Genomic DNA, 13,998 nt, shown 5'->3' with positions numbered 1-13,998 from the left:
ATGACCACTGCCAGCCCACGCCAGTCCAGCCTGTCCATGGTGTTACGCGTTACCAGCGGTAACTTCCTGGAAATGTTCGACTTTTTCCTGTACGGCTTTTACGCCACCTATATTGCCAAAACCTTTTTCCCCAGCGGTAATCTGTATGCCTCGCTCATCATGGCTTTTGCCACCTTTGGTGCCGGCTTTCTGGCCCGTCCCATCGGTGCCATCGTGCTGGGCAGCTATATCGACCGCATTGGCCGCCGCAAGGGGCTGATTGTCACCCTGGCCATCATGGCTTGCGGCACCGCGCTGATCGCCTTTGTCCCCGGTTATGCCAGCATTGGCCTGGCTGCTCCCTTGCTGGTGCTGCTGGGCCGCTTGTTGCAGGGCTTCTCCGCCGGGGTGGAGCTGGGCGGGGTGTCGGTGTATCTGGCTGAAATGGCCACGCCGGGCCGCAAGGGTTTCTTTGTCAGTTGGCAGTCGGCCAGCCAGCAAGTGGCCATCATGTTTGCCGCCGTGCTGGGTTATTTGCTGCATCAGGCTTTCAACAATCAGCAGATCGACCAATGGGCATGGCGCATTCCGTTTTTCATCGGCTGCATGATCATTCCCTTCATCTTTGCCATTCGTCGTTCGCTGCAGGAAACCGATGCCTTCCTGGCACACAAGCATCACCCCAGTTTTGCCGACATCCTGCGCTCCATTGCGCAGAACTGGCGGCTGATTACCGGTGGCATGTTGCTGGTGGTGATGACCACGGTGAGCTTTTACCTGATCACCGTCTACACCCCGACTTTTGGCAAGAGCGTGCTCAAGCTCAGCGAAAACGACAGCCTGCTGGTGACTTTCTTTGTCGGCCTGTCCAACTTTATCTGGCTGCCCATCATGGGCGCGCTGTCCGACCGCATTGGCCGCTGGCCGTTGATGCTGGGTTTCAGCCTGCTGGCCATGCTCACCGCCTACCCGGCGCTGGCCTGGATGGTGGCTTCGCCCAGCTTTGGCCACATGCTGGCGGTGGAGCTGTGGCTGTCCTTCCTCTACGCCAGCTATAACGGTGCCACCGTGGTGGCACTGACCGAGCTGATGCCCAGCCATGTGCGCACCGTGGGCTTTTCGCTGGCCTACAGCCTGGCCACGGCGATTTTTGGCGGTTTTACCCCGCTGGTGTCCACCGCGCTGATTGATGCCAGCGGCGACAAGGCTGCGCCCGGCTACTGGATGATGCTGGCTGCCGCTTGTGGCCTGGCCGCCACCCTGATGCTGTACCGCAAGGACATCCGCAGCCGCTTTGTCGGCAAGCCTGCCACTGTCTGAAGCATACACACTCTCTCCGTGCGCCTTTGCTTACCAGTCAGCGCATGTTACGGCCTCCCATGGGAGGCCTTTTTTTATGTGTTGTGCCGCCGTGAACCAAACCCTGCAGCAATGCTGCATCTTCTGCCCGTACTGCTTGCACGGTCTGCGACGGTGCGGCTTGTTCCGGTCGCGCTGGGCTATTTTCTCCCCCTGCTTATCCGGGCGGTGCTGTTGATTATCGGGGTTTGTCATGCTTAGGCCTGGGGCGTGGCCGGGCAGGTGGGGCTGAGTGAGGTTTGCCAGGCGGGTGAATTTGGCTGGCGGTAACAGCGCGGGTGGATGGGCTGTAATTTAAATGTGAATTAAGTGGCAGGTATCTATTTTTCTATATCGTAAAAGGTGAATGGGCAGATTGATTTTTTGTATATGACATGGATCAATAAAGTGTAATTGCATAAGGCGTTTTCCAGCATTTTTACATTGTTTTATTTATGCTATTTGCTTGAATTGTTTAAACTTTTTCTGTTGATTGCGTCTATTCCACAAATAATGTAATCATCATGATTATGTCAATATGGCTGGCTATGATGTTGTCTGCATTGTGGTCAGCTCTAGCTCTAACTAATCAAAATCAACGTTAATTCATCTGCCTATAGAAAATGCGTAACAATCAGCCAGTCACCCAGCAGGAAACCATTGTTCCAGATGGTGTTTTCATTTATTCCAGAACCGACACTCAGGGAAATATTACCGAGGCAAACAGGGCCTTTGCGGAAATCAGCGGTTTTGACCAAGCGGAAATGCTGGGGCAGCCACATAATCTGATCCGCCATCCTGACATGCCGGAAGAAGCTTTTGCCGATATGTGGCGCAATCTGAAGGATGGGCGTCCATGGCGTGGCCTGGTCAAAAATCGGCGCAAGGATGGTGGCTATTACTGGGTGCGGGCCAATGCATCGCCGGTGCGTGAGCAGGGCCGGATTGTGGCTTACCAGTCGGTGCGCACGCCGCCGGGCCGGGAAGAAGTTGCCGCTGCCGAGCAGTTGTACCGGCGCATCCGGGAAGGGGATCGCACCATCCGCATTGAAAACGGCAGGGTGGTGCGCAACCAGTCCGCCTGGCTGGTGCTGAGCAAGAGCTTCAACTTCCAGCTGTACTTCACCTTGTCGCTGTTGCTGGCAAGCCTGGTACTGGGTTTGCTGGCCAGCCGCTTTGCTGGTGTGGTGTCGCTGTTTTACGGGGTGGCGGTACTGGGTTTGTTGTGCGGTTTGTGGCAATTGTTCGTCACGCTGCCCACCACGCTGGGCAGGCTGAACCGCATCCACCGTTTTTTGCAGGATTTGCTTGGCACCGGCAATCTGCAGGCTGCGCTGCAGCCTACACGCAACGATATCATCAGCCACATTGCCGCCGAGCTGGACAACCAGACTGCAGCGGTGGCGGCCACCCTGCAAGTCATGCAAAACGCGGCACACAATGTGCAGGACACTGCCAACAGCCTGAACCACAGTGTGACCGAACTGGTGTCGTCGGCCACCTTGCAGACCGACAAGACCAGCGAGTCGGCGGCAACCATTGAGCAACTTACCGCCTCCATCGGTCTGATCGCACGCCATGCGCATGATACCGAGGCGGTAACGCGCGATGTGGGCAGCAAGGCGCAGGAGGCGTCGCGTCTGTCCGAACATGCCAGCGAAACCATCCGTGCGCTGGCGGTATCGGTGGTCAGTTCCGCCGAGACGGTGGAGCAACTGGGCGTGCGTACCGAGGATATCGGCAAGGTAGCCAATGTCATCAAGGATATTGCTGATCAGACCAATCTGCTGGCGCTCAATGCGGCGATTGAGGCGGCACGGGCGGGGGAAACCGGTCGCGGTTTCGCCGTGGTGGCCGATGAAGTGCGCAAGCTGGCCGAGCGCACCGCCAATGCCACGCTGGAAATCGACAAGATGATTACCCGTATCCAGGCCGATACCACCGGTGCGGTTGGCAGCATGCGGCAAAGTGCGGCACAGGTGAATACCAGCGTCAGCCTGGTGCAGCAGGCGCATGCCGTGCTGGACGAAATCAGCCTGCAAATGAGCCGTGCCGTGAGCATGGTGGGGGAAATCAGCCATTCCGCTGACGAGCAGAAAACTGGCATGGATCTGATGGAGCAGAGCCTGGAATCGGTGGCGGCCTTGACCGACCAGAACCTGCAAGTGGCGCGCGACACCAAGGCCGATTCCAGCCGTCTGCAACTGAATGTGGAGCGCATGGGCAAGGCCACGGCGCAATATCAGGTGTGAGCTTGCCGCCGGGCCATCCGGCCTGGCACGGTTGTCTTATCCGCCGGGCTGGCTGGTCAGCAGCGGCCCGGCCTTGATGACCGCCTGGGTGCGGCTGCTGACCTCCAGCTTGCGCAGGATGGCCGATACATGTGCCTTGACCGTGCTTTCGGCAATATTCAGCTCGTGGGCGACAATCTTATTGGGCTTGCCTGCCACAATGGCATCCAGCACACAGCGCTCCTGCCGGGTCAGGCTGCTGATGCGATCGCGCATGGCCAGTTGCTCGGTTGTCAGCGGCAGCGGCAGCGGGCTGTTGGTATCGTGACCGGCCAATTGCGCTGGCTGATAGATTTCACCGTCTTCGGCAATGCGGCGTACCGCATCGGCCATTTGCTGGCGCGGGGTGGATTTGGGAATGAAGCCACACACCCCCAGTTGCAGCGCCGCGCTGACCACCTCGCTGCGCTCGTCGGCAGACACCACCACCAGCGGCACCACCGGTGCGGCTTGCCGTAGCAGGGCAATGCCGTTCAGGCCATGCATGCCGGGCATGTTGAGATCCAGCAGTGCCAGCTCCAGCGTGTCGTCACCAATGGCCGCCTGCACCTCGGCCAGCGATGTGCATTCAATCAGGCGGATGTCACGTCCGAATGCTTCCTGCACCACGTCTTTGAGCGCCTCCCGGAACAGGGGGTGGTCATCGGCAATCAATACACTCATATCCATCATGAATCGGCCTCGCAAGATAAGGCTGCCCGGCGTTGACAGCGTCCAAGACTATAGCCTGAAACAGCCAATGCTGGCAGCATGTGGCTGCCGCTGGATGGCAAAAACGGCTGGCGCAGGAAGTTGGCAGCGCGTTGCCATGCAGCGCTAGAATGCAATGAGCAGGTAGTTGCCAAGCCCGGCAGCGCCGGTCGTAATCGGCCAAGCAACAAGAATGGCTGCCCGCCAAGACCGGGCAGCAAGGTGGAGACAAGATGGAGAAACCACTGGTGCTGCTGGCCACCACCCAGCAGCAAGACCCCGCACAAGCAGCCGCCGAGCTGTTTTCCCAGTTGTATCAGCCAGCGCTGTCCCTGGTGCTGCTGTTCATTTCCCCGGCGTATGATCTGGCAGGTCTGGCACCGGCCCTGCAGCAGCATTTTGGCGATGCGCTGGTGGTGGGCTGCACCACGGCAGGTGAAATCGGCTGCCATGGTTATCAGCAAGGCAGTATCAGTGGTGTGAGTTTTGCCCAGCCGGACTTCTTTGCGGTTGCCGCCAGGCTGGACAATCTGCACGATTTCGAACTCGCCGATGCATTCGAAGCCGTCATGACCGCCAGGCACGAACTGGCGCGCAACAGCGGCAAGGCAATTGATCGCAACAGCTTTGCCCTGATGCTGATCGACGGCCTGGCCGCCTGCGAGGAGCGGGTTGCCAGCCGGCTGTCGTCCGCGCTGGGGCATATTCCGCTGCTGGGCGGCTCTGCCGGTGACAATATGCGCTTCGAAAACACCGCCGTGTTGCTGAATGGCCGTTTTTACAATCAGGCGGCCGTTTTTATCATGGTGTCCAGTCGCCACCCGTTTGAAATGTTCAAGTCCGAGCATGCGGCACGCAGCGGTGAGCGCATGGTGATTACCGAAGCCGATGCCGACAGCCGGCTGGTGACGGAAATCAATGCCGAGCCGGCAGCCGTGGAATATTGCCGTACCCTGGGGCTGAACCCGGACCGGCTGGATGCCAATACCTTTGCCGCACATCCGCTGGTGCTGCAGGTGGGAGGGGTGCCTTATGTGCGTTCCATCCAGCGTGTCAATCACGACCTGTCGCTCTCCTTTTTCTGCAGCGTGGACGAAGGAGTGGTGCTGTCCGGCACCCAGGCGCAAGACTTGGTAGCCAGCCTGGACCAGACCTTTGCTCGGGTGCGCAGCCAGCTTGGTCCGCTGCAGGTGGTGCTGGGCTGTGATTGTGTACTGCGCCGCATCATGATCAGCAATACGGCGGCACAAAACCGGCTGTCCAGTCTGCTGGTGCAAAATCGGGTGGTCGGCTTCAACACCTATGGCGAGCAATTCAATGCCATGCATGTGAATCAGACATTCACCGGCATCGCCATCGGCTATGCTGCCGCTCACGCAGGAGAATAGGCATGGAACCGGCGCTGGATAAGCAGACCGACAAGGCCGTGCTGCTGCAATACATCGCGCAACTGGAAAAGGACAATGCCAAGCTGCGCAAGATCAACAATGCGCTGATCTACCGCGTGGAAAGCGGCATGGCGGACAATGGCAACTCCTTCACCATCTTCCAGGTATCGGCTGAGCTGGAAAAACGCATCCAGGAACGTACCCATGCGCTGGAGCGCGCAATCAACGATCTGAAAACCAGCAATATCGCCCTGGAAGAAGCCCGGCTGGCCGCCGAACAGGCCAATAACCGGCTGGGTGTGGCGGTGGATACCATTGCGGACGGCTTTGCCCAGTGGGACCAGCACGACAGGCTGGTACGCTTCAACCAGCGCTTTGTCGATTTGCAGCCGGCATTGCGGCGGCATGTGTACACCGGCATGCATTTTGCCGAGTACCTGGATCATCTGGCTGATTCCGGCAGTGCGCTGGAAGCACTGGGACAGGCAGATCACTGGCGTGCCCAGCGCAGCAGCCTGCACCGTGACAGCAGTGGCAGCTACCTGGAGCCGCTGAGCGACGGACGCTGCCTGCGCATCAGCGAACGAGCCACCGCAGATGGTGGCCGGGTGGCCATTTACACCGACATTACCGAAATCAAGCGCCAGGAGCAGTTGTTGCGCCAGCAAGACCAGGCGGCGCACCGCCAGTTGCTGGAAGCCACGGTCAACAGCCTGCGCCAGGGTATTGCCGTGTTCGACCAGCACTCACGCTTGCTGGCCTGGAACCACCGCTTCTGCGAGCTGGCCGGCCTGCCGCCCACAACCTTGCGTCTCGGCCAGGCGCTGCCGCTGGAGGCGGAAATCCCGCTGCTATGTCCGGTTCACGGCAGTTACGAAGTGGAAACCGGCCATGGCATCGTGCTGGAGATCGAATCCTGCCCGATGCCCGATGCCGGTTTTGTGATTACCTGCAGTGATGTCACCGCCCGCAAGCACGACGAACGCGCGCTGCGCGAGAGCGAATCCAAGCTCCGCCTGATTACTGATGCGCTGCCGGCGCTGATTTCCTATGTCGACAAAGACCAGGTCTATCGTTTTACCAACAAGGGCTATGAAGACTGGTTTGGCAAGCCGGTCAACGAAATCAACGGCCATACCCTGCGCGAGGTGCTCGGACCGGCCTTGTATGACCCGCGCCGCCATTTTGTCGAGCAGGCGCTGGCCGGTATTTCCTCGGTCTTCGAACTCAAGATGCCAGCCCCCAAGCGTTCGGTGGAATATGCCCAGGCGGCGTTCATTCCCCATATTGGCGAGGACGGCTCGGTGCATGGTTTTTATGCGCTGATCCAGGACATCACCCAGACCCGCCGCGCCGAGCAGGTACTGCAACAGGCCAAGGAAGAACTGGAGCGCAGCGTGACGGAGCGTACCGCCGAATTGCGTCAGGCCAATGCCCAACTGCGCGAGGCGATTGTGGCTGCCGAAGAGGCCAATCGCAGCAAGACGCGTTTTTTTGCCGCCGCCAGTCACGATTTGCTGCAGCCGCTGAATGCGGCACGCTTGTTTGTCGCCAGCCTGGCTGAGCGCGAAGCGGCCGCAGAGGGCATGCGCCTGGCACAACATGCCGCCAGCTCGCTGGAGGCGGTGGATGACCTGATCAATACCCTGCTGGAACTGTCCCGCATCGATGCCGGCGCATTGCAGGTCGCGCGCAGCCATTTCCACCTGGACCAACTGCTGCGTCAGCTCGGCATCGAGTTCAGTCCGCTGCTGGCCGAGCGCGGACTGCGCTTGCGCTGTCACCCCCTGGCGGTGGTGGTCCACAGCGACTGGGTGCTGCTGGGCCGCATCCTGCGTAATTTCCTCAGCAATGCGCTGCGTTACAGCGAGCAGGGCAGCGTACTGCTGGGCGCACGGCGTACTGCCGAAGGCGTGCTGGTTGGGGTGTGGGATCAGGGACAGGGCATTCCCGCCGCCAAATTGTCGCTGGTATTCGAGGAATTCCAGCGTCTGTCAGAGCATACCGCGATGTGCAGCAAGGGCCTGGGCCTGGGGCTGGCCATCGTCAAGCGGCTGGCCGGGCGTCTGCAACACCGGCTGGTGGTGCGCTCGCATTATGGCCGCGGTTCGTTCTTCGGCATAGTGCTGCCCTATGGCCAGCCCGAGGTGGCCAGCGTGATGCCGCGCCAGCAGGAGCGGGTGCCGGTACCCGGCCCATCCGAACTGCAAGGTTTGTCAGTGCTGCTGATCGATAACGAGCCGGCCATCCTGGCCGGCATGAGTACCTTGTTGTCCGGCTGGGGCTGTTTGCCGCTGGCGGCGGCAGGCAGCGAAGAAGCGCAAGCCATGCTGGCACGCTTGAGCCGCCCGCCGGACGTGATTCTGGCCGACTATCACTTGGACCACGACGAGCGCGGCCCGCAAGTCATCCGTGCGCTCTACCAGCAATTGCAGCAAAGGATTCCCGCGGCCATCATCACCGCCGACCACACCCCGGAAGTGGCGGCGGAAATTGCGGCTGGCGACTGGGCAATGCTGACCAAGCCGGTACGCCCGGCAAAGCTGCGCGCCCTGATCGGCCATCTGGGCCGGCAAGCCCAGGCCGCCGCAGGCTGAAGCACACTGGTCATCCGGCCTGGTTTGCCCTGTTATAAGACCAAAGTCGAATAGAGGAATGGCGGGCGATTTCGCACAATGACCTGGCAGCCGGTAGCAAGCACCGGCGCTTCGATTCTAATAGCCAGGAGGCAACGTCATGTATCAGCAAGCACTCGCCGCAATCAGCAAGAAAATTCCGCTGAAATCCCGCTACGACAACTTCATCGGTGGCCGCTGGGTGGCACCGGTGCAGGGCCAGTACTTCACCAATGTCAGCCCGATTGATGGCAAGCCGCTGTGCGAGATTGCCCGCTCTAGCGCTGCCGATATCGAACTGGCGCTGGATGCCGCCCATGCCGCCGCCGATCGCTGGGGCCGCACCGCAGCTGCAGTCCGTGCCAATGTATTGCTGAAGATTGCCGATCGTCTGGAAGAGTACCTGCCTTTCCTGGCACTGGTGGAAACCCTGGATAACGGCAAACCCATCCGTGAAACCAATGCCGCCGACCTGCCGCTGGCCGTTGACCACTTCCGTTACTTCGCCTCCTGCCTGCGTGCGCAGGAAGGTTCGCTGTCCGAACTGGACGACGATACCGTGGCCTACCACTTCCACGAACCGCTGGGCGTGGTGGGGCAGATCATCCCGTGGAACTTCCCGCTGCTGATGGCCGCCTGGAAGCTGGCCCCGGCACTGGCTGCCGGTAACTGCATCGTGCTCAAGCCGGCCGAACAAACCCCGATGGCCATTCTGGTGCTGATGGAAGTGATTGCCGACCTGTTGCCGGACGGCGTGCTCAATGTGGTGAACGGCTTTGGCGTGGAAGCCGGCAAACCGCTGGCCACCAACCCGCGCATTGCCAAAGTGGCCTTTACCGGTGAAACCGGCACTGGCCGCCTGATCATGCAGTACGCTGCCGAAAACATCATCCCGGTAACGCTGGAGCTGGGTGGCAAGTCGCCAAATATCTTCTTTGCCGATGTGATGCGTGAAGATGACGACTTTTTCGACAAGGCGCTGGAAGGTTTCGCCATGTTTGCGTTGAATCAGGGTGAAGTCTGCACCTGCCCGTCGCGCGTGCTGGTACAGGAATCCATCTACGATGCCTTCATGGAACGTGCAGTCGCCCGCGTCAAGGCCATCAAGCAGGGCAATCCGCTGGACATGTCCACCATGATCGGTGCCCAGGCTTCGCGTGAGCAGTTGGACAAGATCCTGTCCTACATCGACATCGGCCGGGCTGAAGGCGCCCAGGTGCTGACCGGCGGCGGTCAGGCCCATCTGGGTGGCCAACTGGCGGAGGGCTTCTATGTCCAGCCCACCATTCTGGCCGGTCATAACAAGATGCGCGTATTCCAGGAAGAAATCTTCGGCCCGGTGGTTGCTGTAACCACCTTCAAGGACAAGGAAGAAGCCCTGCACATTGCCAATGACAGCGCCTTCGGCCTGGGAGCCGGTGTCTGGACCCGTGACGGCAATACTGCCTACCGCATGGGCCGCGAGATCAAGGCGGGCCGTGTCTGGACCAACTGCTACCACCTCTACCCGGCACATGCTGCCTTTGGTGGTTACAAGAAGTCCGGTATCGGTCGTGAAACCCACAAGATGATGCTGGATCACTACCAGCAAACCAAGAACCTGCTGGTGAGCTACAGCCCGAAAGCCCTGGGCTTCTTCTAAGCAGTGCCGGGCAGCCGGCGGCGAGGCAGCATGCGCGCCGCCGGCTTGCTGACAGCCGTTCTTTTCACGGTCACCACCTGTGGGTGTGTGGCCGCTTGCAAGCAGCGGTCCTCCTTGGGGGTGGCGCGAGCCGCTCTCGCTTTGGCGCCGCCGGTATCTCGCAAAAAAGGGGTGACATGATTTCCCGCGTCAACATGACAGAGCGTGCTGCGGAACTATTGTCGGTGTTGTGCCAACGCCATGGTTCCCTGCTGTTCCACCAGTCTGGTGGATGTTGTGACGGCAGTGCGCCACTGTGTTTTACCCAGCAGGAATTCCGTGTTGGCGATCATGACATCCTGTTGGGAGAAATCGGCGGCTGCCCTTTTTACATCAGCGAATTCTTGTACGGTTATTGGCAGAACTGCCAACTCACCATCGATGCCCAGCCAGGGCGTAGCAGCAGCTTCTCTCTGGAGGCGACAGAAGGCATGCGCTTTGTTACCCTGTCGCGCCTGTTCACTGCACAGGAGCTGGCGCTGCTGTCACCGCCAGCGCGCGCCTCGGACTGAACTGTGCCTGACGGCAATGCAAAACCCCGGACTGGCCGGGGTTTTTTATTTGCAGGGGTATTCTGCAACTGTGCCGGTATTGCTCAATCAGCGGTGTGACCCCAGCTTCAGGAAGCATCCAGATAGTCGTAGCCGGCCCAATCCAGCGCGTAGCCATGCCCCTGCGGTTTTAGCTGCACCGGCTTGAGCAGGCCATGTTGCTGCATGTAATGCAGGTGGGCATGAATGGTGGGCTCGTTGAACTCATCGCCCATTTCGCGCCGGATGGCAGTCATGATCTGGCGTTCATCCAGGTATTGCACCTGCTTGGCGCGCAGAATGCGTAATATTCTGAAAACCAATAATTCGTTGCGAGGCATTGTTGGATGATATGGTGTTGCAGCGATTTTTCATTTATCTGACATTTTTATTGCGCAAGTCAAGCAATATGACAGAAGTGTTTCTCTCAGGAGTGATCAATGGTGTTGGAGCGTCCCGATTCCCCATGCATAGCCCGCTGTACCACGGCAGTCGGTGATAATGTCTGCCGTGGCTGCGCCCGCAGCTTTGCAGAGATTTCCAACTGGTGTTTCATGGCAAGCGCAGAGCGAGAGCAAGTATGGCAATGCCTGCCGCAGCGTCAGCCGCTGCTGGATATTGCCGAACGACTGGGGACTTTGCTTGATTTGCAAAACATGGAAGGTATCGAGTGGGGTGTGCTGCGGCTGGAGGGCAGGGTAGTCCTGCTGCGCTTGCAAGATGACGTGTTGCAACTGCGTCTACCCGATGGCCGTGCCTTGCCTCTTGGCATGGAGCAGGGCTTGGATGGTGTTGAAGCGCAACTGCGCCAATATGTTGCATTAGCAAATTAGCATTAAAAGGAGAACTGAAGCATGGCGCAAAACAGCGCATTGCCCGCCTTCTGGAATCAGCGTTATCAGCAAGGGGTGACACCATGGGAGGGGGCAAGCCCGGATGCCGAGATGCAGCGCTTCATTGCCACCTTGCCGGTGGGAAGTCGGGTTTTGCTGCCAGGCTGTGGCAGTGCCAGCGATGCGCGCTGGCTGGCCGAAGCCGGCATGCGTGTAGATGCCATTGACTTCAGTGAAGAGGCCATTGAGCGGGCATCGCAGGCGCTGCAGGGAACGCCGGTGCGTGTGCGGCAGGCGGATTTCTTTGCCCTGTCTGCCAGCCCGGTTTATGACCTGGTCTTCGAGCGCGCCTTTCTTTGTGCCTTGCCGCCAAGCCGTTGGGACGACTATACCCACAAGATGAGCCAGCTAATTGGCAAGGATGGCTATCTGGCGGGTGTTTTTTTTCTGGCAGACAAGCCGAAAGGGCCGCCGTTTGGAACCAGCCTCGAGGCATTGCAGCAGCGCTTTGCCGGGCATTTTGTCTTGCGCCAGTGTAAGGCCGTGGCAGAAGCCATCCCGGTATTCGCCGGTCAGGAGTTCTGGATGGTCTGGCATCGCGTGTCCGCTGGTGATGAGGGCCGGCAATAAGGGTTTTTCAATTTTATTGTTAACAGTTTTTGTTTTCTCTATTCATAGTGATCGTGGTTCATGATGGCAAGCATTCTTATCCAAAATTTGAGTAGTCATTTCACAGATTTCAGGTAAAAATGTAGCGCCCGCTTTAAACATATAACAAGCAATATCAGCAGGTCGCAAGGAGAGAGCATGGAGTGGTTCTGGCGTATTTATTCCCTGATAGAGAAGACGTTTTTCTACACGCTTACCCGGAAATTGTGCAGTTTCTTTTTTCTGAGCCTGTTTCAGCTCGCCATGCTGGTATATGTCTATCTGGTGTTGACCGATATTCGTGGCCAGCTCAATGGTTCCGGCATGAATGCGGCTGTGCTGGACAATATCCGCCGCAGCATTGACAGTGCCATTTTCTGGTCTGCCACCTTGTGGGTGGTCGGCTTTGTCTTTGTCAGCTTCATGGTCTGGTATTTGCGCTACCTGATCGTGCGTCCGCTGAAGATGATTATTGGCATCTTCAATGAAATTGGCGCCGGGGAAGGGGATTTGTCGCGTGACATTCCCACCATCACGCATGATGAAATTCGCGAGGTATCGGTTTCCTATAACCGCTTCCAGCTGAAAATGCGGGAAATCATCAGCAATGTCCGGCTGATGACCGTGCGTATCGCCATGGATTCTGCCCGTACCCGCAAGAATGTCAGCGAATCGCTGGGCAGTGCCTTGCGGCAAGATGAATTGGCCACCAGAGTGCGGGATGCCAGTGATCAGACGACCATGGGTATTAACCAGGTAACCGGCCAGACGCAATCCATTTCCTCCTCCACTTTGTCCAATCTGGATGTGGCGCGTGAATCCTATGACGAATTGAAAACCGTTGCCGATCGCATTTTCGACATCAGCCAGAAGGTGGGCCACTTTAACCAGACGGTGGAAGACCTGAGTCAACGCTCGGCCAGCATCAAAACCATTGTTGACCTGATCAAGGATATTTCTGACCAGACCAATCTGCTGGCGCTGAATGCAGCCATCGAGGCTGCACGCGCAGGTGAAACCGGCCGCGGCTTTGCCGTGGTGGCGGATGAGGTGCGCAAGCTGGCCGAGAAAGTGAAAAAGGCCACGGACGAGATTTCCAGCAATATCGACGGCATGCTTGGCCTGGTATCCGATACCCAGGTGGAAACCAACGAAATTACCGCTGGTACCCATCAGGCCAGAGAGGTGGTGTCTCGTGCTTCGCAGCACTTTGGCCGCATGATGGGAGATTTTGAAACCACGGCCAGTAGCCTGACCCAGATTGCCGGTACCATGGAGGACTTTGCCGAAACCAACCGGCAGGTTAATCGCCATGTGTCCGAAATTCATGGCCTTGGCCAGCAGGTGACTGAACGGCTGAATCATACCGAGCAGGTGGCTGACGCGCTGTCAGGCGTGGCGGAGCAGGTGCAGGAAATGGTCTCCCGCTTCATTATCGGTGAAGGCGAGTTCGATCGCATGATCGGCCTTGCGCGCAAGCAGCGCGATCAGTTGCAGGGCATCTTGCAGCAGCAGTTGCAGGGCGGAATCGATATCTTTGACAAGCGCTATCAGCAGATCCCCGGCAGCAAGCCGCCCAAATACCACACCGCCTATGACGAAAAGCTGGCAGGGCTGGTGCAGCCACATTACGACGGGCTGGTACGTGATGTGGTAGGCGGGCGTTTTTGCTTGTTGGTTGATACCAATGGCTATGCGCCAACCCACAATAGCTGGTATAGCCAGCCGCTGAGCGGCGATGAAGAAAAAGATCTGGTCAACAGCCGTGACAAGCGGATGTTTGCCGATCCTGCCGGCTTGAAGTCGGCACGCAATACCGAACCCTTCCTGCTGCACACCTATATGCGCGACACTGGAGAAATCCTGTCCGAGCTTACGCTGCCGGTATTTGTGGATGGACGCCACTGGGGGGCCTTGCGCCTGGGCTTTGATCCCAGCAGCCTGCTGGAAGCTGCCGGATTGGAAAGCAAGACCAAACGCTAAATCCGGGAGATATGAAATGAAA

At 58.6% G+C, this 13,998-nt stretch carries 12 protein-coding genes and 1 pseudogene; 10 read left to right on the top strand and 3 right to left on the bottom strand.

From position 1 onward, the window contains the following. A complete protein-coding gene (locus tag DLM_RS12020) occupies positions 1 to 1,299 on the top strand; it encodes an MFS transporter (RefSeq protein WP_089086145.1) in 1,299 nt (432 codons plus the stop codon). A 632-nt stretch (positions 1,300 to 1,931) separates the two neighbouring features. Here DLM_RS12020 and DLM_RS23685 read toward each other — a convergent pair. After that, positions 1,932 to 2,114: a hypothetical protein gene (locus DLM_RS23685; RefSeq protein WP_231960319.1), complete on the bottom strand. Its 183-nt coding sequence runs from the start codon at positions 2,112 to 2,114 to the stop codon at positions 1,932 to 1,934. Here DLM_RS23685 and DLM_RS12015 point away from each other — a divergent pair. After that, a complete protein-coding gene (locus tag DLM_RS12015; RefSeq protein ID WP_231960244.1) occupies positions 2,028 to 3,569 on the top strand; it encodes a methyl-accepting chemotaxis protein in 1,542 nt (513 codons plus the stop codon). The two genes, DLM_RS23685 and DLM_RS12015, sit on opposite strands and share 87 nt — an antisense overlap. 36 nt (positions 3,570 to 3,605) lie before the next feature. Here the strand turns inward: DLM_RS12015 and DLM_RS12010 are convergent, their stop codons facing one another. Next, positions 3,606 to 4,280, bottom strand: coding sequence for a response regulator (locus tag DLM_RS12010; RefSeq protein WP_231959845.1), 675 nt, complete (start codon positions 4,278 to 4,280; stop codon positions 3,606 to 3,608). Positions 4,281 to 4,531: 251 nt separating this feature from the next. Between DLM_RS12010 and nosP the strand changes: the two genes are divergently transcribed. From nosP to DLM_RS11990, 4 genes are all read left to right on the top strand, one after another. Further along, entirely contained in the window at positions 4,532 to 5,686 is a 1,155-nt protein-coding gene (gene nosP, locus DLM_RS12005; protein WP_089086147.1) for a nitric oxide-sensing protein NosP, read from the top strand. Positions 5,687 to 5,688: 2 nt separating this feature from the next. Beyond that, positions 5,689 to 8,283, top strand: a complete 2,595-nt coding sequence (locus tag DLM_RS12000; protein ID WP_089086148.1) for a PAS domain-containing hybrid sensor histidine kinase/response regulator — start codon at positions 5,689 to 5,691, stop codon at positions 8,281 to 8,283. A gap of 139 nt (positions 8,284 to 8,422) precedes the next feature. Beyond that, positions 8,423 to 9,943, top strand: a complete 1,521-nt coding sequence (gene adh, locus DLM_RS11995; RefSeq protein WP_089086149.1) for an aldehyde dehydrogenase — start codon at positions 8,423 to 8,425, stop codon at positions 9,941 to 9,943. Positions 9,944 to 10,119: 176 nt separating this feature from the next. Continuing rightward, positions 10,120 to 10,494 (top strand): DUF779 domain-containing protein, encoded by a 375-nt coding sequence (locus DLM_RS11990; protein ID WP_089086150.1) that lies wholly within the window; start codon positions 10,120 to 10,122, stop codon positions 10,492 to 10,494. A gap of 107 nt (positions 10,495 to 10,601) precedes the next feature. Here the strand turns inward: DLM_RS11990 and DLM_RS11985 are convergent, their stop codons facing one another. Beyond that, positions 10,602 to 10,835: a hypothetical protein gene (locus DLM_RS11985; RefSeq protein WP_145985842.1), complete on the bottom strand. Its 234-nt coding sequence runs from the start codon at positions 10,833 to 10,835 to the stop codon at positions 10,602 to 10,604. Positions 10,836 to 10,952: 117 nt separating this feature from the next. Between DLM_RS11985 and DLM_RS24030 the strand changes: the two are divergent. From DLM_RS24030 to DLM_RS11970, 4 genes and pseudogenes are all read left to right on the top strand, one after another. Beyond that, positions 10,953 to 11,057: pseudogene (locus DLM_RS24030) on the top strand (DUF1289 domain-containing protein); the annotation flags it as partial. 9 nt (positions 11,058 to 11,066) lie between these two features. After that, a complete protein-coding gene (locus tag DLM_RS11980; protein ID WP_231959844.1) occupies positions 11,067 to 11,345 on the top strand; it encodes a hypothetical protein in 279 nt (92 codons plus the stop codon). Between the two features lie 21 nt (positions 11,346 to 11,366). Next, positions 11,367 to 11,975: a methyltransferase domain-containing protein gene (locus DLM_RS11975; protein ID WP_089086153.1), complete on the top strand. Its 609-nt coding sequence runs from the start codon at positions 11,367 to 11,369 to the stop codon at positions 11,973 to 11,975. A 177-nt stretch (positions 11,976 to 12,152) separates the two neighbouring features. Next, the gene (locus tag DLM_RS11970; protein ID WP_089086154.1) at positions 12,153 to 13,976 is read left to right on the top strand and encodes a methyl-accepting chemotaxis protein; all 1,824 of its coding nucleotides are present in this window, start codon (positions 12,153 to 12,155) and stop codon (positions 13,974 to 13,976) included. Positions 13,977 to 13,998: the final 22 nt, after the last annotated feature.

It is taken from the genome of Aquitalea magnusonii (genome assembly GCF_002217795.2).
GTDB classification, from domain to species: domain Bacteria; phylum Pseudomonadota; class Gammaproteobacteria; order Burkholderiales; family Chromobacteriaceae; genus Aquitalea; species Aquitalea magnusonii_B.
This window is presented reverse-complemented; position numbering and strand designations above follow the sequence as displayed.